This is a genomic window from Streptomyces sp. NPDC002513 (genome assembly GCF_053595355.1).
On sequence record NZ_JBSFXK010000016.1, the window covers coordinates 51,925 to 72,419 of the forward strand.

Below are 20,495 nucleotides of genomic sequence, written 5' to 3' on the forward strand. Positions count from 1 at the left end.
ACAGGTCCACGGCCTGGCCCGCCGTCAGGACGCGGAGGGGGTGAACAGGCCTCGCAGGTCGGCGTCGAACAGCCGGTCCTTGGCGACAAAGCACTCGATTCCCGCTCCGCTCAGTTCCTCCTGCGACCAGAGCGACCTGTCGGTGGACGTCAGCACGATCCGCGGCGGATGCTCCTCCTCGGTCAGCAACCGGGCAACGGCCAGCCCGTTCATGCCGGGCAGGTGCAGGTCGAGCAGCAGCCCGTCGGGGCGATGTGCCCGCACCGCGGCCAGGGCCGAGGCGCCGTCCCAGGACTCCGCCACCACACGCAGGCCTCGTGCCGTCAGCAGCGTCGTGGCGATGCGGCGGAACCCTGGGTCGTCGTCGACGACGACGATGTCGATGCACATGTTCCCAGCATGCACAACCGTGGCGCGGCCGGACCATGGGGGGAGCCCTACGGTTTGTGTGTCACGGCGGTTCGGGTGTCCGCCGGTGCCCGGTGTCTCCCGGCCCGTGCAGATGCCGTGCACCGATACGGATTCCGGTGGAACAGGTGCTGGTGTCGAGTGCGGCGCTCACGGCCGTCACTCCTGGTTATTATGCTCACTTCACGCCGCAGGCCGGAAGCGAGGGCCGCACCGCCATCGACGGACTGCCGGGGGAGACAGGGAGGCGCGCGTGCCGGTCGGAACTCCCCGGATTCACCCCATGACTGTTCGGGGACGATTCCCCGGATTGCACCGCCTTGGAGCTGACTGTGGAATGTAGGGCAAATAAGTCTTGGGGCCTTGGAAGATGCTGAGAGAGGTCACCGCCACCCGCTATATCGAGCCCCTCCACTCCGGCGGCTCGGTTCCCGGGATCGTCGAGGCCGACGACCTCGGGACCTACGTCGTGAAGTTCACCGGCTCCGCTCAGGGCGTGAAGGCGCTGGTCGCCGAGGTGATCGTGGGGGAGCTGGGCCGCAGGCTCGGGCTGCGCGTCCCCGAGCTGGTGCTCACCCACTTCGACCCCGCCGTCGCCGCGCACGAACCCCATCAGGAGGTGCGCGACCTGCTGAACGCGAGCCCCGGTCTCAATCTCGGCATGGACTATCTGCCGGGCGCCCGGGACTTCACCCCCGAGGTCGCGCGGGTCTGCACGGTCGACCCGGTGGAGGCGGGCCGGATCATCTGGCTCGACGCCCTGACCGTGAACGTCGACCGCACGGTCCACAGCTCCAACCTCATGGTCTGGCCCACCTTCGGCACGGCACCCCCACGGCTGTGGCTGATCGACCACGGTGCCGCCCTCGTCTTCCACCACCGCTGGGACGCCTCCGCGCCGGAGAAGGCGTACGACTTCCGGCACCATGCCCTCGGCCACTTCGCCCCGGACATGCGCGCCGCCGAGGCCGACCTCGCGCCCCGGGTGACCGAGGAACTGCTGCGCGAGATCACCGAGGAGGTGCCGGACGCGTGGCTGAGCGGCGAACCGGGCTTCGCCACGCCCGCCGAGGTCCGCGACGCCTACGTGGACTACCTCTCCGCGCGGGTGAAGGCCTCCGAGTCCTGGCTGCCCACCGACTTCCCCACCCGGGAGGAACTCGCCGCCGAGGAGGCCCTGCGCGCGGCACGGACACAGCAGGGCCGGCCGGACTGGCTCAAGCGGGTCCCCGACCTGCACGGCAAACCGGCGGCGCACCAGGATTGGTCGGTGCATCTGGGATGACGGACACCCCCGCGGACGGCACGTACCGCGTCCAGATCGAGTACTGCACCCAGTGCCGCTGGCTGCCCCGCGCGGCCTGGCTGGCACAGGAGCTGCTGACGACGTTCGAGACCGAGCTGACGGAACTCGCGCTCAAGCCGGGCACGGGCGGGGTCTTCGTCGTCCGGGTGAACGACGAGGTGGTCTGGGACCGCCGGGAGCAGGGCTTCCCCGAGCCCACGGCGGTCAAGCGCCTCGTACGTGACCGAGTGGCCCCGGGAAAGCCCCTGGGTCACTCGGAGAAGCCCGCGGAGTGAGCCGGCCGGCGAGCCGCGGCGGAGCGGGTCAGCCGGCGAGCTGCTCGTACGCCGGCAGGGTGAGGAAGTCCGCGTAGTCCTCGTCCAGCGCCACCTTCAGCAGCAGGTCGTGGGCCTGCTGCCAGTGGCCGGCCGCGAAGGCCTCGTCGCCGATCTCGGCCCGGATGTGCGCGAGTTCCCCGGCGGCGACCTTGCGGGCCAGGCCGGCGGTCGCCTTCTCGCCGTTCTCGAACTCGACGCCCGCGTTGATCCACTGCCAGATCTGGGAGCGCGAGATCTCCGCGGTCGCCGCGTCCTCCATCAGGTTGAAGATGGCGACCGCGCCGAGGCCGCGCAGCCAGGCCTCGATGTAGCGGATGCCGACCTGGACGGCGTTGACCAGGCCCGCGTACGTCGGCTTGGCGGCCAGGGAGTCGACGGCGATCAGGTCGGCCGCCTTGACGTCGACGTCCTCGCGCAGCCGGTCCTTCTGGTTCGGCCGGTCGCCGAGGACCCGGTCGAAGGACGCCATGGCGATCGGGACCAGGTCGGGGTGGGCGACCCAGGAGCCGTCGAAGCCGTCGTCCGCCTCACGGTCCTTGTCCGCCTTGACCTTCTCGAAGGCGACCCTGTTGATCTCTTCGTCGCGCCGGGAGGGGATGAACGCCGCCATGCCGCCGATCGCGTGCGCGCCGCGCTTGTGGCAGGTGCGGACGAGGAGTTCGGTGTACGCGCGCATGAACGGCGCCGTCATCGTGACCGCGTTGCGGTCCGGCAGGACGAACCTCGGCCCGCCGTCACGGAAGTTCTTGACGATGGAGAAGAGGTAGTCCCAGCGGCCCGCGTTCAACCCGGAGGCGTGGTCGCGGAGTTCGTAGAGGATCTCCTCCATCTCGTACGCCGCCGTGATCGTCTCGATCAGGACGGTGGCGCGGATGGTGCCCTGCGGGATGCCGAGACGGTCCTGGGCGAAGACGAAGACGTCGTTCCAGAGGCGGGCCTCCAGGTGCGACTCCGTCTTCGGCAGATAGAAGTAGGGGCCCTTGCCGAGGTCGAGCAGGCGCCGGGCGTTGTGGAAGAAGTACAGGCCGAAGTCGACGAAGGCGCCCGGCACCTGCTCTCCGTCGACCAGGAGGTGACGCTCCCGCAGATGCCAGCCGCGCGGCCGCATGACGACCGTCGCCAGTTCCGCGTCGGGGCGCAGGGCGTACGACTTGCCCGTGGCCGGGTCGGTGAAGTCGATGGCGCGGGCGTAGGCGTCGATCAGGTTGAGCTGGCCGAGGACCACGTTCTCCCAGGTGGGCGCGGAGGCGTCCTCGAAGTCCGCGAGCCAGACCCGGGCCCCCGAGTTGAGGGCGTTGATGGTCATCTTGCGGTCGGTGGGGCCGGTGATCTCGACTCGGCGGTCGTTCAGGGCCTCGGGCGCGGGGGCCACCTGCCAGGTGTCGTCCGCGCGGATCGCGGCGGTCTCCGGGAGGAAGTCGAGGGTCGAGGTGCGGGCGATCTCGGCGCGGCGTCCGGCCCGGCGGGCGAGCAGGTCGTCGCGCCGGGGCGTGAACCGGCGGTGCAGCTCGGCCACGAAGGCGAGGGCCGCCTCGGTGAGGACCTCGTCCTGCCGCGGCAGGGGCTCGGCGTCGATGACGACCGGCGGCGACGCTGGTGCGGACATGAGCTGTCACTTCCTTCGGCGAGCTGATGTGAGGACGCCGTGGCACGGGGTACGGCACCGGGTGCCAGGGGGGTCCGGATGCGGCTGACCACGCCTGTGAGCAGTCAGGCGCTTCTGATCAGTGGATGCTAGTTTCCTCATGGTGGAAGTTCAATGATTTGTTGACGTCGAGATTCTCCGCTTCGAGGCAAGGTGGCGCTCCGTGCCACCGCGTTCACCCGAGGTGGCGCGCAGGGTCATGCCAAATGGACCAGGTCGCCCTCGGTGTCGATGTCGTACGGCCGTGCCACGTCCCCGCACTCGACGAGCCGGATCGCGTCCTCGTGCTCCTTCAGATAGGCGCGGGCTCCCCGGTCCCCGGTGGCGGACTGCGCGATCCCGGCCCAGTGGGCGGTCCCGAAGAGGACCGGATGGCCCCGGACGCCCTCGTACGCCGCCGAGACCAGCGAGGTCTCGTCCTCGTACGCGGCGAGGACCCGGGCCGCCGCCGCCGGGCCGATGCCGGGCTGGTCGACGAGCGAGACCAGGGCGGCCCGCGCGCCCGTCCCGGCCAGCGAGCCGAGTCCGGCGCGCAGGGAGGAGCCCATGCCCTCCTCCCAGTCCGGGTTGTCCACCAGGACGCAGCCGGACAGGTCCGCGCGCTCCCGTACGTCCGCGTTCGCCGCCCCCAGGACCACATGGACGCGGTCGCAGCCGGCCGCCCGCAGCACCCCCACCGCATAGTCCACCAGGGGCCGCCCCCGGTACATGAGCAGCGCCTTCGGGCGTCCGCCCAGCCGGCGTCCCCCGCCTGCGGCGAGCAGCAGCCCGGCGACCCTGTTTCGGTCCTGTTCACTTCGCGTCATACGTCCTGCATACCTGACCCCGCGCCGGTCGTACGGCGTCCCAGGACTGATTTTCGGTCCGCGTGGTGGCGCCCGGCGCACCCGGTGGCGTTTACTGACCGGCATCCCCGGCGCCCGGCCAACGCCATGGGGTGCCGGACGCCGGTGTGCGCGAAAGGCTGCGAGGGGGGAGCTGGGGTGCGGAGCTTGGGGCAGAGGCCGGTGACCGACAGCCACGAGGATCCCAGAGTGGCGGGACTACGGACCGCCGTGTCCCGGCTACGCCGTGAACTCGCCGCGCACCCCGCGGAGTTCCCCGACCGGGGCATCGCCGAGGACGAACTCGCCGTGCTCGCCGCGATGGCCGCCGGCGGCGTCCCGGAGATCCCCCGCCTGCGCCGCTCCCTGCTGCTGATCGCCGGGGCGATCGGCTCGGTCAGCGCCCTCGCCCGGGGGCTCGCGGAGGTCCGCGACGCGGTGGAACTGTTCGGGGAGCCGCGGCGCGGCTGACAGGAACTCCGTTGCTCGTAGCAGCCGCGTCCACAACCTCCCGAGACGGAACACCTAGCCCCGCCGCCGGATGATCCCCCGGTCGCCGGCCACCGCCACCGCGGCCGTGCGCGAGTCGACGCCCAGCTTGGCGTAGATGTGCACCAGATGGGACTTCACCGTGGCCTGGCTCAGGAACAGCCGCTTGCTGATGTCCAGGTTGGACAGCCCGTCCCGGACCAGCTCCAGGACCTCCAGCTCGCGGCGGCTGAGCGCGGTGACGGGCGTACGCATGCGGTGCATCAGCCGGTCGGCGACCGCCGGCGCGAGGGCCGAGTGCCCGGCGGCGGCGGTACGGACCGCCGCCGCCAGCTCCTCGGGCGGCGCGTCCTTGAGCAGATAGCCCGCCGCGCCCGCCTCCACCGCCGCGAGGATGTCCGCGTCGGTGTCGTACGTGGTGAGGACCAGGACGCGGGGCGCCCCCGGGCGTGCCGTGATCGCGGCCGTGGCCTCGGCGCCGTGCAGTCCCGCCCCGAACTGGAGGTCCATCAGCACCACGTCCACGCCGCCCGCCGCGGCGCGTTCCACGGCGGCCTCGGCCGTCGCGGCCTCCGCGACGACCGTGAAGTCCGGCTCCCCGGACAGCACCGCCCGCAGCCCGGCGCGGACGACGGGATGGTCGTCGGCCAGCAGAAGTCTGATCGTCATGCCGCGCTCTCCCTGGCCGCCCCGAGCCCCGGCGCGCCGTTCCCCGTGGCGGGCAGCGGCAGGGTCACCGCCAGTGCGGTGCCCTGACCGGGCGCCGACTCCACGGTGAGCGTGCCGCCCAGGGACTCGGCGCGGGCGTGCATCGCGGGCAGTCCGAAGCCGCCGTCCCCGTCCCGGCGGACGTCCTCGGGTGCGAAGCCGACCCCGTCGTCCACCACGTCCAGGGACACCGACGTCTCCATGAAGCTCAACGTGATCTCCGCGCGTGCGGCCTGGGCGTGCCGCAGGGTGTTGCCCAGCGCCGACTGCGCGATGCGCAGCAGCGCCACCTCGTACGGGGTGGGCAGCTCGACCGGTGTGCCGCTCACCGAGAACGCCACCGTCGGCGCGCCGACCGCGGCCGAGGCGCCGAGCCGCTCCAGCGCGCCCGTCAGCGAGCCGCGCTCCAGGTCCGGCGGGGTGAGGGCCCGCACGAAACGGCGGGCCTCGGCGAGGTTGTCCTGCGCGGCGGTGCGCGCCTGCTCGATGTGGGGGGCGGCCGGGGATCCCTCGGGCAGCAGCCGCTGGGCGGCGCGCAGCAGCAACTGGATGCTGGACAGGCCCTGCGCGAGGGTGTCGTGGATCTCCTGCGCCAGCCGCTCCCGTTCGGCGAGCACACCCGCGGTGCGCTCGGCGGCCGCGAGGTCGGCACGGGTCGCGACCAGCTCCTCGATCAGCGCGCGGCGGCGTTCGCTCTCCCGGTACAGCGCCTCGTAGCCGAGGACGGTGGCGACCGCGACGGCCGCGCCGAGCAGCGGGCCGATGAACGCGCCCGGCGTCAGCTGCGAGGTGTGCACCAGGAAGCTCGCGATCGCCGCCGCCGCGGTCAGCGCGACCGAGGGCAGACTCCAGCGCACGGGCAGCAGATGCAGTTGCAGGAAGTAGAGCGGGAAGGCCGCCCACAGGCCGTCGGGGGAGAGGACGAGCAGCACCAGCCAGGCCGCGCTCAGCGCCGCCAGCCACACCGCCGCCCGGCGCCGGGAGCGGTGCACCGCCGGGCTGACCGCCCCCGCCGCCAGCACCGCGCCCGTGCCGAGCGACGCCGCGAGCGGGGCGGGGCCGTCCGCCCGCACCGCGGCGAGGGCGAGCAGGCCCCCGAAGAGCGCGTACAGGCACAGGCGCAGGGCGGTGACGACGGAGGAGTGCGGGCGGAGGTCCATGACCCGTCCAGCCTAAGCGGACCCCGGGCGGCACCGGTCAACCGAAAGGTTGAAAGACGGCTCCTCCCTGCGGACCGGAGGAAGCCTGCCCGGGCGCGATGCCTCGCCCGGCCGTGCGGACCGAAGGTAGAGCCATGTTTGTCGCATGGAGAGACCTCCGGTTCGCCAAGGGGCGATTCGCCCTGATGGGAGCCGTGGTCGTGTTGATCACACTGCTCGTGGAGCTGCTGTCCGGGCTGACCGCCGGGCTCGCCCGGGAGAACACCTCGGCGGTCCTCGGGCTGCCCGCCGACCACCTGGCCTTCGCCGCGCCGCCCGACGGCCGGCCGGTGTCCTTCACCGACTCCTCGCTCCCGCCGTCCGCCTGGCACACCTGGGCGAAACAGCCCGGCGTCCGCTCGGCGCAACCGGTCGCCATCCACACGCTCGACGCGAGCGCCGGGAACCAGACGGCGGCGGTGACGGTCTTCGCGGTCGCGCCCGACGCGGGCATCGCACCGCCCGGGGTGGGCCCCGGCCAGGTGGTGCTCAGCGAGAAGGCCGCTGCCGACCTGGGCGTGCGGAGAGGGGACCGGGTCCGGATCGGCGGTGCGCAGCAGCGGGTCGCGGAGGTGGCGGGCAGTTCCTCGTACAGCCATACGCCCGTCGTGTGGTCCGACCTGGGCGGCGCGCGGGCCACGGTCGTCGCGCTGCGCACCCACGGCGCCGATCTCGCGGCGGGCGACCGGGCGGCCGACACCCGGACCCTGGCCACCTCGAACGCGCTCGACGCCATCGGCTCCTACCAGGCGGAGAACGGTTCCCTCCAGCTCATGCGCGGGTTCCTGTTCGCGATCTCCGCGCTCGTCATCGGCGCCTTCTTCACGGTGTGGACGATTCAGCGCTCGCCCGACATCGCCGTCCTGAAGGCGTTGGGCGCCGCCACGCCGTATCTGCTGCGCGACGCGCTCGGCCAGGCGCTGATCGTGCTCGTCGGCGGGACGCTGCTCGGGGCCGGGCTGGCCGCCGCGATCGGCGCTGTGGTCTCCGGCGGGGACGTGCCCTTCGTACTCGACGCGTCGACCCTGCTCGGGCCGTCCGGGGTGATGATCGTCCTCGGCGCGCTCGGCGCGGCCCTGTCCGTCCGCCGGATCACCTCAGTGGATCCCCTGACCGCCCTCGGGAGCGCCCGATGACCCTCGTCCTCGACGACATCACCCTCAGCTACGCCGACGGAGACGGCCGGCTCATCGCACTCGACGACGTGGGGCTGGTGGTGCCCGCCGGCACCACGACCGCCGTCGTCGGACCGTCCGGCTCCGGCAAGTCCAGCCTGCTCGCCGTCGCCGCCACCCTGGTCACCCCGGATCAGGGGCGCGTCGTGGTCGACGGTACGGAGACCGGCACGCTCAGCCGCGCCGAGCGGGCGGTGCTGCGCCGGCGCGAGATCGGCATCGTCTTCCAGCAGCCGCATCTGCTGCCCTCCCTGACCGCGCTGGAGCAGTTGCAGGTGATGGGACACCTCGACGGGCGCCGCCACGTGGCGGACCGTGCCCTGGAACTGCTCGCCGCGGTGGGTCTGGAGCAGCAGGCGCACCGCAGGCCGCACCAGCTCTCCGGTGGCCAGCGGCAGCGGGTGAACATCGCCCGCGCGCTGATGAACGAGCCCTCCGTGCTCCTGGTCGACGAGCCGACCAGCGCCCTCGACCACGAGCGGGGAGCGGCCGTGATCGACCTGCTGCTGCGGCTCACCCGCGAGCGGGGCACGGCGACGGTCCTGGTGACCCACGACAGCGCCCACCTCCACCAGGCGGACGCGGTACGGGAGATGCGGGACGGACGGCTGACGGCCCTGGTCGGATGACCTGGCCGGCGGTCAGGTGCCCGTGCCGGCCAGGGCCTCGGACAGTTCCGTCGCCACCTGCTGGAGCACGGGCACGATCCGCTCCGTCGCCGTGTCGGTGACCCGGCCCGCCGGGCCGGAGATGGAGATCGCCGTGGCCGTCGGAGAGTCGGGTACGCACACCGCGAGGCAGCGGACGCCCAGCTCCTGCTCGTTGTCGTCGACCGCGTACCCGCGCCGGCGCACTTCCGCCAGCGCCGCGAGGAAGGCGTCCGGCGTGGTGATGGTCTTCTCGGTCGCGGCGGGCATGCCGGTGCGGGCCAGCAGGGCGCGCACCTGGTCGTCCGGGGTGCCGGCGAGCAGCGCCTTGCCCACGCCCGTGGAGTGCGGCAGCACCCGGCGGCCCACCTCGGTGAACATCCGCATCGAGTGCTTGGACGGCACCTGGGCCACGTACACGATCTCGTCGCCGTCGAGCAGGGCCATGTTCGCGGTCTCGCCGGTCTCCTCCACCAGGCGCGCGAGATAGGGGCGCGCCCAGGTGCCGAGCAGCCGGGACGCCGACTCGCCGAGCCGGATCAGCCGGGGGCCGAGCGCATACCGGCGGTTGGGCTGCTGGCGTACGTAACCGCAGGCCACGAGTGTGCGCATCAGGCGGTGAATCGTCGGCAGCGGCAGCCCGCTGCTCGCGGACAGCTCGCTGAGGCCGACCTCGCCGCCCGCGTCCGCCATCCGCTCCAGCAGGTCGAAGGCGCGCTCGAGGGACTGCACCCCACCCGTGGCGGACTTGGCGGGGGCGTCGCTGGCGCTGGACGTCGACGTCGGCACGGCGCGTTCCTTTCGGGACTGGCGGGAAGGGCAGCAGCCTACCCGGCAGCCGATCGACTCCCTGCTGGTAGGGAACTACGTTCTGGTGATCGGAATTCTAATTTCGCTTTGTGGAAACGTCCAGAGAGTGTGCGTCGGGTGCTCCGGACGGCGGTCCGCCCTTGACGGCGCGGGGGAGCGGGTGAAGACTCCTTCAACAGAACGTTGAATTCCGTTGCGTGGATGCGCATCCCGCTTCCCGGAAGTGACGACGGCGCGGAGAGAGGGGCCCGGGTGACCGACGCTGAACTGGTGCTGCGGTCGAGGCGCGTCATCACGCCCGAGGGGACGCGCGCCGCATCCGTCGCGGTCGCCGCAGGAACGATCACGGCCGTCCTGCCCTACGACGCCGGCGTACCGGCCGGGGCGCGGCTGGAGGACTTCGGCGACGACGTCCTGCTGCCCGGCCTGGTCGACACCCACGTGCACGTCAACGACCCGGGCCGCACCGAATGGGAGGGCTTCTGGACGGCCACCCGGGCGGCGGCGGCCGGCGGCATCACCACCCTCGTCGACATGCCGCTCAACTCCCTGCCGCCGACCACGACAGTCGGCCACCTCCGTACGAAGCAGGAGACCGCGGCGGACAAGGCCCACGTCGACGTCGGATTCTGGGGCGGCGCGCTGCCCGGCAACGTGACGGACCTGCGGCCGCTGCACGACGCGGGCGTCTTCGGCTTCAAGGCGTTCCTGTCCCCCTCGGGCGTGGACGAGTTCCCGCACCTGGACCAGGAGCAGCTCGCCCGGTCCCTGGCCGAGATCGCCGGCTTCGACGGCCTCCTCGTCGTGCACGCGGAGGATCCGCACCACCTCGCCGCCGCCCCGCAGCGGAGCGGCCCGAGGTACGCCGACTTCCTCGCCTCCCGGCCGCGGGACGCCGAGGACACCGCCATCACCCACCTGATCGCACAGGCCCGAAGGCTCGACGCGCGTGTGCACGTGCTGCACCTGTCCTCCGCCGACGCGCTGCCCCTGATCGCCGCCGCGCGGGCGGACGGCGTACGGATCACGGTGGAGACCTGCCCGCACTACCTGACCCTCGTGGCCGAGGAAGTCCCGGACGGGGCCAGCGAGTTCAAGTGCTGCCCGCCCATCCGCGAGGCCGCCAACCAGGACCTGCTGTGGCAGGCGCTCGCCGACGGCACGATCGACTGCGTGGTCACCGACCACTCCCCGTCGACCGCCGACCTGAAGACGGACGATTTCGCCACGGCGTGGGGCGGCATAGCCGGCCTGCAACTGAGTCTGCCCGCCGTGTGGACCGAGGCACGCCGGCGCGGTCACGGCCTGGAGGACGTGGTCCGCTGGATGTCCGCGCGCACGGCGCGGCTCGTGGGGCTCCAGTCCCGCAAGGGCGCCATCGCGGCGGGTCACGACGCGGACTTCGCGGTCCTCGCTCCCGACGAGACGTTCACCGTCGACCCGGCCGCCCTCCAGCACCGCAACCGCGTCACCGCGTACGCCGGCCGGACCCTGTCCGGGGTCGTGAGGTCGACCTGGCTGCGCGGCGAACGCATCGCGGCGGACGGCGAGTTCACCGAGCCGAAGGGCAGGCTGCTCACCCGGGACCACTGACTCGACTCACACCACCGACCACCGAAAGGACGACCTGATCACCGTGACGGCGCAGCATCACACCGGCCCGGCCCGCTTCACCGGCGACGCGAAGCCCTACGGGGGCGGTGACCCGTACGCGGACTACCGCACCGCCGACTTCCCCTTCACCCACCACGCCAACCTCGCCGACCGCCGCCTCGGCGCGGCGGTCCTCGCCGCCAACGACGAGTTCTTCGCCCCGCGCGAGAACCTGCTGGTGCCGGAGCGCGCCGAGTTCGACCCCGAGCACTTCGGGCACAAGGGCAAGGTCATGGACGGCTGGGAGACCCGGCGCCGCCGCGGCGCCTCGGCCGGGCATCCCTGGCCCACCGCGGAGGACCACGACTGGGCACTGATCCGCCTGGGCGCGCCGGGTGTCGTCCACGGCATCGTCGTCGACACCGCGCACTTCAGGGGCAACTATCCGCAGGCGGTGTCCATCGAGGGCACGTCGGTGCCGGGTTCTCCCTCGCCGGAGGACCTCCTCGCCGACGACGTGAAGTGGACCACGCTCGTCCCGCGCACGCCGGTCGGCGGCCACGCGGCCAACGGCTTCACCGTGGCGGCGGAGCGGCGCGTCACGCATCTGCGCGTCAACCAGCACCCCGACGGGGGCATCGCACGTCTGCGGGTCCACGGCGACGTGGCGCCCGACCCCGGGTGGCTGCGGGCGCTGGGCACCTTCGACGTCGTCGCCCTGGAGAACGGGGGCCGCGTCGAGGACGCCTCCGACCTCTTCTACTCGCCCGCCACCAACACCATCCAGCCGGGCCGTTCCCGCAAGATGGACGACGGCTGGGAGACACGGCGCCGCCGCGACCGTGGTCATGACTGGATCCGCTACCGGCTGGTGGCCGAGGCGCGGATCCGGGCGATCGAGATCGACACCGCGTATCTGAAGGGGAACGCGGCGGGCTGGGCGTCGGTGTTGGTCAGAAGCGGCGGGGAGGCGGGGGACACGGGGGAGGCCGCGTGGCGCGAGATCCTCCCGCGCACCCGCCTCCAGCCCGACACCAACCACCGCTTCGTCCTCCCGGAAGCGGCCGTCGGCACGCACGCGCGCGTGGACATCTACCCGGACGGCGGCATCTCCCGGCTGCGCCTGTACGGCACCCTGACCGAGGAGGGCGCGGCGGCCCTGCGCACGCGACACCAGGAACTGGGCGGCTGACGTCGTCCGCGGTCCCTGCCGGTGCGGAGTTCGGCGTAGTCCCTGTCTGCGCGGGTTCGGACGCAGCCCTTGTCCGTGCGGAGTTCGCAGGGCCCGGAACCAATCGGGCCGGCTCCCGCGTTCTCCCCTCGTGACTCTTCAGCAAGAAATCGTCGGCAATGCCATGCAGATGGCGGTCGTCAGCCTGAGCCCCGGCCAGACCGTCTACTGCGAGGCGGGCAAGTTCCTTTTCAAGACCACGAACGTGACGATGGAGACCCGCCTCTCCGGCCCGTCGAACAGCGGCGGCCAGTCCCAGGGCTCGGGCGCGAGCGGTGGCATGGGCGGCCTCCTGCGCCAGGCGATGGGCACCGCCATGCAGGTCGGCCAGCGTGCGCTCGCGGGCGAGTCGCTGGCCTTCCAGTACTTCACGGCGCAGAGCGGCGAGGGCACGGTCGGCTTCGCGGGAGTGCTCCCCGGTGAGATGCGCGCGCTGGAGCTCGACGGCACGCGTGCGTGGTTCGCCGAGAAGGACGCCTTCGTGGCCGCCGAGTCGACCGTCGAGTTCGGCATCGCCTTCCAGGGCGGCCGCACCGGCATGAGCGGCGGCGAGGGCTTCGTCCTGGAGAAGTTCACCGGGTACGGCACGGTGATCATCGCCGGCGCCGGCAATTTCATCGACCTCAACCCCGCGGACTTCGGCGGCCGCATCGAGGTCGACACCGGCTGTGTCGTCGCCTTCGAGGAGGGCATCCAGTACGGCGTCCAGCGCATCGGAGGGCTCAACCGCCAGGGGATCATGAACATGGTCCTCGGCGGCGAGGGCCTGTCCCTGGCCACCCTGGAGGGCAACGGCCGCGTCATCCTGCAGTCCCTCACCATCGAGAGTCTCGCCAACGCCCTGAAGAAGGCCCAGGGCGGCGACAAACAGGGGCCGACGGGGGGACTGTTCTCCACGCACGCCGGCTGAGCGAGCACCCCCGACCCCGCCCGTACGCGGCCCGGTCCGCTGAGGATCCCGGGGCGGCGAGGGGCCTCCGGCCCCGGGCGGCGGGTCAACGTCCCGAGAACTCACGAGACAGGGCGGGGACTTTGCCGAGTTGTCATTGACATGCCACACTCGCGCGTCATCATATCGCCATGAGATTCCCCCCACGCGCATCCCGGATCGGCGCCGCAGCCGCTCTCCTCTCCGCCCTCCTCATGGGCGGCACCGTCTCCGCCACCACTGCGGACGCGGCCGCCGCCTCCGTCGGCAGTATCTGCTACAACGACCTGCCGTCCCAGGCCCATGACACGCTCGGCCTGATCGACCGCGGCGGCCCCTTCCCCTACCCGCAGGACGGCGTCGTCTTCCAGAACCGCGAGAGCGTCCTGCCCAAGCGGTCGACGGGCTACTACCACGAGTACACGGTCAAGACCCCCGGCTCCCCGACGCGCGGCGCACGCCGCATCATCACGGGTGAGGAGTACAAGGAGGACTACTACACCTCCGACCACTACGCGACGTTCGATCTGATCGACTTCGGCTGCTGACCCCACGGCGGGCCCGCGCCCGAGGAGAGCGGATCCCTTCGGGTGCGGGCCCGCCTGTCGTCCCGTCATCAGTCGCTGCGGCTTCCCCAACGCCCGGGCGAACGCGCAGCCTTGGGCCACGGCCGCCATGTCGCTGGTCAACGCGGTCAGCACGGCGTGGCTCGCCGGTTGCGAGGCTGGTCCGAACGAGTGAGGGTGGATAGGGAACGCACAACCGAGCGTCGAACGGAGCTTCTGATGCGTGCGAAGAAGGCTGAACTGTACGCGCTCGACCTGACGGAAGCACGCTGGGTCAAGAGCAGCAAGAGCACCTCGGGGCCCTACTGCGTCGAGGTGGCGGACCTCGGTGGCGGAGCTGTTGCGGTCCGTGACTCGAACCACGTAGACCTGCCGCCTCTGCGGTTCACCGCGGAAGAATGGGCAGCGTTCCGAGCGGGCGTGCGCGAGGGCGAGTTCGGTTAGAACCTCTGGCGTCGCACCCATGCTCAGCCGGGCCCGGCTGCACACGTGCGGATTCAACTGTGGTGATTCTCCGGGGGATTCTGCGCGCGCTCAGTGCCGCAGACCAGTTGGGGGGGCGCCCGGTTCGGGAAGGGACAGGGTGGGTCCGTGTCGGTGTGCGGCCCGCCGCAGGGGGCCGTCCCCCGCCTCCACTCGCGTCCGGGAATAGCCGCGGGTCCGTCCCGCGTTGCCGTAGGCGTGACGACGAATACGCCGCGGCCCGAGGTACTGCGATACACCGCCTTCTCCAGTGCTCCCGACGGCGGAAACCCCGCCGGCGTCGTTCTGGATGCCACCGCCCTGGACGACAGCGACATGCTGGCTGTCGCCGCCGACCTCGGATACTCGGAGTCCGCGTTCCTGACCGCGCCTCCGGAGGGCCTCGGAGGCCAGGAGGGACGGGCGTACAGCATCCGTTACTTCAGCCCCAAGGCCGAGGTGCCGTTCTGCGGGCACGCCACCGTCGCGACCGCCCTCGCGCTCGCCGAGCGGATAGGCCCCGGGGAGCTGGTGTTCGCGACGCGCGCCGGCGCCGTGCCGGTGGAGGTGGTCGAGCAGAGCGGGACGCTCAGGGCCACACTCACCAGTGTCGAGCCGCACATCGAGGAGATCGCCGACGCCGACCTCACGGAGGCGCTCGCCGCGCTCGGCTGGCCGGCCGCCGATCTCGACCCGGCCTTCCCGCCCCGGATCGCGTTCGCCGGTGCCCGCCATCTCGTTCTCGCGGCGGCGACACGCGTGCGCCTCGCGGATCTCGCGTACGACTTCGCGCGCCTCGAAGCCCTGATGCACCGCTTGGACCTGACCACGGTCCAGTTGGTGTGGCGAGAGTCGGCCACCGTCTTCCACGTCCGTGATCCGTTCCCTGTCGGCGGCGTCGTCGAGGACCCGGCAACCGGCGCCGCGGCCGCCGCGTTCGGTGCGTACGCCCGTGAGCTCGGCCTGGTCCCCGAGGACGCCGTCCTCACCCTGCATCAGGGCGAGGATCTGGGCCGCCCCGGCGAACTCACGGTGACGCTGCGTGCGGGTGACCCGCGGGTCCGGGTCAGCGGCACGGGCACTCGCATCGGCTGAACAACCGGGCGCCGTGCCGTCCGCGAAGAGTCTCGTCCGCGATCAGCACCGCATCGTGGGCCGCCCGGGCGGCGACCGCGTGGGCCGCTCGTGCGCAGACGGCGCCGAAGGGCCGCGCCTGGCTGACGCCGTCACCGAGGCAGTGGTCGAGCAGTACACGAACACCGGTGAGCGCGAGCGCGAGGCTCTGCTGCTGATCATCGCGCGGACCGCGCTGCGCGACGCGTTCCTCGATACCACCGCCGGCATCGAGCCCCCCTCGCGGCGCTGATCGCCGAACGCCTGGGTGACGCCGGAGCGCACACGGCCCGCGTTCTCGCGGCGAGCGTGGCCGCGGCGGTTCGCATCGCGTTGGAAGGCTGGCTCCAGCCGACCGGGAACGCGGGGGCCGCCGGGAGTTTCGGCGCCGGAGGACTGGGACGTCCTCGCGTACCGAGCCCGTCACCACAGTCTCGTAGTTCGACCGAGCGATACCGCACTGCGCCAGGAGTGCGAGGCCTGACGGCGGGAGGGATTCGAACAGCTCGGCACCGAGGGATTCCGGGCCCGTCTTTCGCGGAAACAAATCGGGATAATCCGAGCCGAGCCGAGGGGCGCCATTGGCTTTCCTCGGGTGACGGGCGAGTCGTGGAGGCCGGGTGCGCGTCGCCGGAGAGGGTGAGTTCTCCCTGGTTGCACCTTGTGTAATCCGGAAGTTCACCTTCCGCATGTATTCGAGGCGGCGCCGGGTGGGGTACCGATCCGGTGCTCCCGTGGGGCCGGAGCCTTGCGGGACGGGTGAATCTAGTGCGGATGCGCGTACTGTGCTAAACTTATGGGCAGTTGCAGTTGTGGTTCCCGAAACTTCAAGTGCCTCGGCGACCGTATGTCGTCGGGCATTTTTGTATCTCCGGTGCTTATCCGGACGGGGTTCATTGTGGCAACGCAGGGGTTCACACGGTGTGGACCCGCGGGCACTGCCCCTAAGGGGATATGAAATGGCTACTGGCACCGTCAAGTGGTTCAACGCGGAAAAGGGCTTCGGCTTCATCGAGCAGGACGGCGGCGGCCCGGACGTCTTCGCCCACTACTCGAACATCGCCACCCAGGGCTACCGTGAGCTCCAGGAAGGCCAGAAGGTGAACTTCGACATCACGCAGGGCCAGAAGGGTCCGCAGGCGGAGAACATCACTCCCGCCTGACGTCGAAGCGTATGAGATATCCGGGGCCCCGCCTTGCGGTGGGGCCCCGGATATCTTTTCTTGTATTCCGGTGGAATTCTTTTAGTCTTACATTCGGCTCGTTCTTGCAATTCATCCGGCTCGTCTCTGTCGGAAATTCCTCGATGCGCGCCCTGTCGAGGAAGGTTCTCCATGAGCCGCTCAGCTCGCACGAATGACCGTTTTCGCCCACAGGGGCAGGGGCGCCCCGGCGCCAGTCCGGGCAACACAGGGCGCCGTCCCTCCGCGGCACGGGGGGAGTTCGCGCTGCCGGTCACCGTCACCCCGCCCCTGCCCGCGGTCGCGACCTTCGGTGAACTGGACATGCCGGTCGAGTTGGTGAAGATGCTCACCGGTCTCGGCCTGAACGAGCCGTTCCCGATCCAGGCCGCCACGTTGCCGAACTCCCTCGCAGGGCGCGACGTCCTGGGCCGCGGGCGCACCGGATCGGGCAAGACGCTCGCCTTCGGCCTGGCGCTCCTCGTGCGCACGAGCGGGCAGCGTGCCGAGGCGCGGAAGCCGCTGGCCCTCATCCTCGTCCCCACGCGCGAGCTGGCCCAGCAGGTCACCGATGTGCTCACCCCGTACGCCCGGTTGCTGAAGCTGCGGCTGGCCACTGTGGTCGGCGGCATGTCGATCGGCAGGCAGGCCGGCGCACTGCGTGCCGGGGCCGAGGTGGTCGTCGCGACTCCTGGCCGCCTCGCGGATCTCGTCGAGCGCAAGGACTGCCGCCTGGACCGGGTGAACATCACCGTCCTGGACGAGGCCGACCAGATGGCGGACATGGGTTTCCTGCCGCAGGTCACCGAACTGCTGGACCAGGTACGTCCCGACGGCCAGCGCATGCTGTTCTCGGCCACGCTGGACCGCAACATCGATCTCCTGGTCCGTCGTTACCTCCATGACCCGGTCGTCCATTCGGTCGACCCGTCGGCGGGCGCGGTCGCCACGATGGAGCATCACGTGCTGCAGGTGCACGGCGCCGACAAGTACGCCACCGCCACCGAAATCGCCGCCCGCGACGGTCGCGTGATCATGTTCCTGGACACCAAGCACGCCGTCGACCAGTTCACCAAGCACCTGCTGAGCAGCGGCGTGAAGGCCGCGGCGCTGCACGGTGGCAAGTCGCAGCCCCAGCGCACCCGCACCCTGGCACAGTTCAAGACCGGCGACGTCACGGCGCTGGTGGCCACCAACGTCGCGGCTCGGGGCATTCATGTCGACGACCTCGATCTCGTCGTCAACGTCGACCCGCCCAACGACCACAAGGACTACCTGCACCGCGGTGGCCGAACCGCCCGCGCCGGCGAGTCCGGCAGGGTCGTCACGCTTGTCCTGCCCGGCCAGCGCCGGGACATGGCCCGTCTCCTGTCCGACGCGGGCATCAGGCCGCAGATCACACAGGTCCGCTCCGGCGAGGCCGAGCTGAGCCGCATCACCGGCGCCCAGGCTCCCTCCGGAGTCCCCGTCGCCGGCAGCGGGCCGGTCGCGGAGCGCCCGAAGCGGGGCGGTGCCCCCTTCCGCGGTCTCGGCACCCGCCCGGGGCGGGCCGGCGGCGGTGGCGAGTCCCGCCGGTCTGCCGAGGCCCGCCAGATCGCCGAGGCCCGCAAGGCAGCCCGGGTCCGTCGTGGCGCATAGGCCGCAACGGTCCCCTCGTACGCTGTGTGCGTGACCCGGGCCGGCCGGCACCACACGGAGATGTGCTGCGCGGAGTCCTGGGTGAACGGCGCCCCGTGCCGGTCCGCGGCGCGTCGTTCCAGCTCGAGCCCCGCGATCCGTGCCATCAGATCGAGCTCCGCCGGCCATGCGTACCGGTGCCGGGAGCTGTCGCCGCGGTAGCGGCCGTCCTCGCCGTCGCGGCGGGGCACGTTGATGCGGGGTGCGCGGAGCCTTCCGGTGCGCTGGGAGCGGACGTACGGCAGACCGCGTCAGGGGGCGGGCCAGCCGCGGATGCTCGCGATCTCACCGAGGTTCACCGGGCGGCGCTCCCGGCGGGACAGCTCGCAGGCCTCCGCGATCCGCAGCGCCTGAAGGGCCTCGTGGCCGTCGCACGGGTTGGCGCGCTCGCCCCGTACCACCTCGACGAAGGCCGCGACCTCGGCCTCGTACGCGGGCGCGAAGCGCTCCAGGAAGCCGGTCCACGGCTTGTCCGCCGGCGGTGGTCCCACCGGTTCGGTCGAGGTGATCGGCGTGCGGTCGTCCAGGCCCACCGCGAGTGTGTCCAGTTCGCCGGCCAGTTCCATCCGGACGTCGTAGCCGGCGCCGTTGGTGCGGGTCGCGGTCGCCGTGGCCAGCGCGCCGTCCTCCAGGGTGAGCACCGCCGCCGCCGTGTCGACGTCGTTCGCCCGGCGGTACATCGCCCCGCCGGCGTCCGACCCGGTCGCGTACACCTCGACCACCTCCCGGCCGGTGATCCAGCGCAGGATGTCGAAGTCGTGGATGAGGCAGTCGCGGTAGATCCCGCCGGAGAGGGGCAGATACGCGGCCGGCGGCGGCGCCTGGTCGGCCGTGATCGCGCGGACCGTGTGCAGCCGTCCGAGCCGGCCGGAGCGCACAGCCTCCCGCGCGGTGGCGTAGCCCGCGTCGAAGCGGCGCTGGAAACCCATCTGCAGTACGGTCCCCGCGGCGTCGATCTCGGCGAGCGCGGTCAGTGTGCCCGGCAGGTCCGCCGCGATGGGCTTCTCGCAGAACACCGGGAGCCCGGAGCGCGCGGCCCGGCCGATCAGCTCGGCGTGGGCCGCGGTCGCCGCCGTGATGACCACGGCGTCCACGCCCCAGGTGAAGATCTCGTCCACGCCGGGCGCGGCCGTCGAGCCCAGCCGGTCCGCGAGCGCCCGGGCCCGGGCCGTGTCCACGTCGGTGATGATGAGCGAGCCGACCTCACGGTGACGGCTGAGCGTGGCCGCGTGGAAGGTGCCGATCCGACCTGCTCCGATGAGTCCGATGCGCATGGGACCAACCTGCGGGCGCACCCCCCGCCCTGTCAATGCTTTGTCCGGACAACCGGACTACACGACTTCCCGTCAACAGGTACCGGAGCTACGCTCGCCCCGTGCCGAAACCAGATGTGGATCCGACTGCCTCCCTCCAGCTCGGGGTCGACCGGAACAGCCCGGTACCGCTGTACTTCCAGCTGTCCCAGCAGCTCGAGGCGGCGATCGAGCGCGGGGAGCTGACGCCGGGCAGTCTGCTGGGCAACGAGATCGACCTGGCCGGGCGCCTCGGCCTGTCCCGGCCCACCGTCCGCCAGGCCATCCAGTCCCTCGTCGACAAGGGCCTGCTGGTGCGCCGCCGTGGTGTCGGCACCCAGGTCGTGCACAGTCAGGTCAGGCGCCCGCTGGAGCTCAGCAGTCTGTACGACGACCTGGAGGCGGCCGGGCAGCGCCCCGCGACCCGGGTCCTGGCCAACGCCTTCGCGCCCGCCTCGGCCGAGGTCGCCGCCGCGCTCGGGCTGTCCGAGGGCGTGGAGGTGCACCGCATCGAGCGGCTGCGCCTCGCGCACGGCGAGCCGATGGCGTTCCTGTGCAACTTTCTGCCGACCGGCCTGCTGGACCTGGAGACCGAGCGGCTGGAGTCGACCGGTCTGTACCGGTTGATGCGTGCCGCGGGCATCACCCTGCACAGTGCCCGGCAGACCGTCGGGGCCCGCGCCGCCACCTTGGGCGAATGCGAGCGGCTCGGCGAATCCGAGGGTGCCCCGCTGCTCACCATGCGGCGCACGACGTTCGACGACACGGGCCGGGCTGTGGAGTTCGGCACGCACACGTACCGCGCCTCGCGCTACTCGTTCGAGTTCCAACTGCTCGTACGCCCCTGAGCGTTCGGACCTCTCCTGCCGTTCCCCGCACCTGCCTCCCCGGAACCGCGCGTCCGCGCGTTGTCCGCATCCGCCC

General features: G+C 71.8%; 22 protein-coding genes and 1 pseudogene. 15 read left to right on the forward strand and 8 right to left on the reverse strand.

Annotated features, from left to right (window positions below; all coding sequences use genetic code 11):
• Nucleotides 1-24: 24 nt before the first annotated feature.
• Complete coding sequence (locus ACWD5Q_RS13920; protein ID WP_451427207.1) at nucleotides 25-390, reverse strand: response regulator; 366 nt, start codon at nucleotides 388-390, stop codon at nucleotides 25-27.
• Nucleotides 391-778: 388 nt separating this feature from the next.
• Between ACWD5Q_RS13920 and ACWD5Q_RS13925 the strand changes: the two genes are divergently transcribed.
• Entirely contained in the window at nucleotides 779-1,693 is a 915-nt protein-coding gene (locus tag ACWD5Q_RS13925; protein WP_451427208.1) for a HipA family kinase, read from the forward strand.
• Nucleotides 1,690-1,989, forward strand: a complete 300-nt coding sequence (locus ACWD5Q_RS13930; protein ID WP_451427209.1) for a SelT/SelW/SelH family protein — start codon at nucleotides 1,690-1,692, stop codon at nucleotides 1,987-1,989. The genes ACWD5Q_RS13925 and ACWD5Q_RS13930 overlap by 4 nt, the downstream gene beginning before the upstream one ends.
• 28 nt (nucleotides 1,990-2,017) lie before the next feature.
• On the opposite strand, the gene aceB is transcribed toward ACWD5Q_RS13930, so the two are convergent.
• Together aceB and ACWD5Q_RS13940 are read right to left on the reverse strand one after the other, a co-directional pair.
• A complete protein-coding gene (gene aceB / locus ACWD5Q_RS13935) occupies nucleotides 2,018-3,637 on the reverse strand; it encodes a malate synthase A (protein ID WP_451427210.1) in 1,620 nt (539 codons plus the stop codon).
• A gap of 236 nt (nucleotides 3,638-3,873) precedes the next feature.
• Nucleotides 3,874-4,482 carry a nucleotidyltransferase family protein gene (locus ACWD5Q_RS13940; protein WP_451427211.1) on the reverse strand — a complete coding sequence of 203 codons (609 nt, stop codon included), beginning with the start codon at nucleotides 4,480-4,482 and terminating at the stop codon, nucleotides 3,874-3,876.
• Between the two features lie 201 nt (nucleotides 4,483-4,683).
• On the opposite strand from ACWD5Q_RS13940, the gene ACWD5Q_RS13945 reads away from it, so the two are divergent.
• A complete protein-coding gene (locus tag ACWD5Q_RS13945; RefSeq protein ID WP_451427212.1) occupies nucleotides 4,684-4,971 on the forward strand; it encodes a DUF5955 family protein in 288 nt (95 codons plus the stop codon).
• 54 nt (nucleotides 4,972-5,025) lie between these two features.
• On the opposite strand, the gene ACWD5Q_RS13950 is transcribed toward ACWD5Q_RS13945, so the two are convergent.
• Together ACWD5Q_RS13950 and ACWD5Q_RS13955 are read right to left on the reverse strand one after the other, a co-directional pair.
• The gene (locus ACWD5Q_RS13950) at nucleotides 5,026-5,658 is read right to left on the reverse strand and encodes a response regulator (RefSeq protein WP_451427213.1); all 633 of its coding nucleotides are present in this window, start codon (nucleotides 5,656-5,658) and stop codon (nucleotides 5,026-5,028) included.
• Entirely contained in the window at nucleotides 5,655-6,857 is a 1,203-nt protein-coding gene (locus ACWD5Q_RS13955) for a sensor histidine kinase (RefSeq protein WP_451427214.1), read from the reverse strand. The genes ACWD5Q_RS13950 and ACWD5Q_RS13955 overlap by 4 nt, the downstream gene beginning before the upstream one ends.
• Nucleotides 6,858-6,991: 134 nt before the next feature.
• Here ACWD5Q_RS13955 and ACWD5Q_RS13960 point away from each other — a divergent pair, with 134 nt between their 5' ends.
• A complete protein-coding gene (locus ACWD5Q_RS13960) occupies nucleotides 6,992-8,032 on the forward strand; it encodes an ABC transporter permease (protein WP_451427215.1) in 1,041 nt (346 codons plus the stop codon).
• Nucleotides 8,029-8,700, forward strand: coding sequence for an ABC transporter ATP-binding protein (locus ACWD5Q_RS13965; protein WP_451427216.1), 672 nt, complete (start codon nucleotides 8,029-8,031; stop codon nucleotides 8,698-8,700). Before ACWD5Q_RS13960 ends, ACWD5Q_RS13965 begins: the two co-directional genes overlap by 4 nt.
• A 12-nt stretch (nucleotides 8,701-8,712) precedes the next feature.
• Here ACWD5Q_RS13965 and ACWD5Q_RS13970 read toward each other — a convergent pair whose 3' ends face one another.
• A complete protein-coding gene (locus ACWD5Q_RS13970) occupies nucleotides 8,713-9,507 on the reverse strand; it encodes an IclR family transcriptional regulator (RefSeq protein WP_451427217.1) in 795 nt (264 codons plus the stop codon).
• Between the two features lie 273 nt (nucleotides 9,508-9,780).
• On the opposite strand from ACWD5Q_RS13970, the gene allB reads away from it, so the two are divergent.
• From allB to ACWD5Q_RS14015, 9 genes are all read left to right on the forward strand, one after another.
• Entirely contained in the window at nucleotides 9,781-11,121 is a 1,341-nt protein-coding gene (gene allB, locus ACWD5Q_RS13975; RefSeq protein WP_451427218.1) for an allantoinase AllB, read from the forward strand.
• A 43-nt stretch (nucleotides 11,122-11,164) separates the two neighbouring features.
• The gene (alc, locus tag ACWD5Q_RS13980) at nucleotides 11,165-12,313 is read left to right on the forward strand and encodes an allantoicase (RefSeq protein ID WP_451427219.1); all 1,149 of its coding nucleotides are present in this window, start codon (nucleotides 11,165-11,167) and stop codon (nucleotides 12,311-12,313) included.
• Nucleotides 12,314-12,443: 130 nt separating this feature from the next.
• Nucleotides 12,444-13,262, forward strand: a complete 819-nt coding sequence (locus tag ACWD5Q_RS13985; protein ID WP_451427220.1) for an AIM24 family protein — start codon at nucleotides 12,444-12,446, stop codon at nucleotides 13,260-13,262.
• 170 nt (nucleotides 13,263-13,432) lie between these two features.
• Nucleotides 13,433-13,828, forward strand: coding sequence for a ribonuclease domain-containing protein (locus ACWD5Q_RS13990; RefSeq protein WP_451427221.1), 396 nt, complete (start codon nucleotides 13,433-13,435; stop codon nucleotides 13,826-13,828).
• A gap of 237 nt (nucleotides 13,829-14,065) precedes the next feature.
• Nucleotides 14,066-14,290: a DUF397 domain-containing protein gene (locus ACWD5Q_RS13995; RefSeq protein WP_451427222.1), complete on the forward strand. Its 225-nt coding sequence runs from the start codon at nucleotides 14,066-14,068 to the stop codon at nucleotides 14,288-14,290.
• A gap of 237 nt (nucleotides 14,291-14,527) precedes the next feature.
• Complete coding sequence (locus ACWD5Q_RS14000; protein ID WP_451427223.1) at nucleotides 14,528-15,403, forward strand: PhzF family phenazine biosynthesis protein; 876 nt, start codon at nucleotides 14,528-14,530, stop codon at nucleotides 15,401-15,403.
• 13 nt (nucleotides 15,404-15,416) lie between these two features.
• Nucleotides 15,417-15,674 (forward strand): hypothetical protein, encoded by a 258-nt coding sequence (locus ACWD5Q_RS14005; protein ID WP_451427224.1) that lies wholly within the window; start codon nucleotides 15,417-15,419, stop codon nucleotides 15,672-15,674.
• A gap of 706 nt (nucleotides 15,675-16,380) precedes the next feature.
• The gene (locus ACWD5Q_RS14010; RefSeq protein ID WP_311699250.1) at nucleotides 16,381-16,584 is read left to right on the forward strand and encodes a cold-shock protein; all 204 of its coding nucleotides are present in this window, start codon (nucleotides 16,381-16,383) and stop codon (nucleotides 16,582-16,584) included.
• Nucleotides 16,585-16,755: 171 nt separating this feature from the next.
• Entirely contained in the window at nucleotides 16,756-18,240 is a 1,485-nt protein-coding gene (locus ACWD5Q_RS14015; RefSeq protein ID WP_451427225.1) for a DEAD/DEAH box helicase, read from the forward strand.
• A 38-nt stretch (nucleotides 18,241-18,278) separates the two neighbouring features.
• Here the strand turns inward: ACWD5Q_RS14015 and ACWD5Q_RS14020 are convergent.
• Nucleotides 18,279-18,461, reverse strand: a pseudogene (locus ACWD5Q_RS14020) (SAM-dependent methyltransferase); the annotation flags it as partial.
• A gap of 69 nt (nucleotides 18,462-18,530) precedes the next feature.
• A complete protein-coding gene (locus ACWD5Q_RS14025) occupies nucleotides 18,531-19,553 on the reverse strand; it encodes a Gfo/Idh/MocA family protein (RefSeq protein WP_451427226.1) in 1,023 nt (340 codons plus the stop codon).
• Between the two features lie 116 nt (nucleotides 19,554-19,669).
• On the opposite strand from ACWD5Q_RS14025, the gene ACWD5Q_RS14030 reads away from it, so the two are divergent.
• Nucleotides 19,670-20,419 (forward strand): GntR family transcriptional regulator, encoded by a 750-nt coding sequence (locus ACWD5Q_RS14030; RefSeq protein WP_451427268.1) that lies wholly within the window; start codon nucleotides 19,670-19,672, stop codon nucleotides 20,417-20,419.
• Nucleotides 20,420-20,495: the final 76 nt, after the last annotated feature.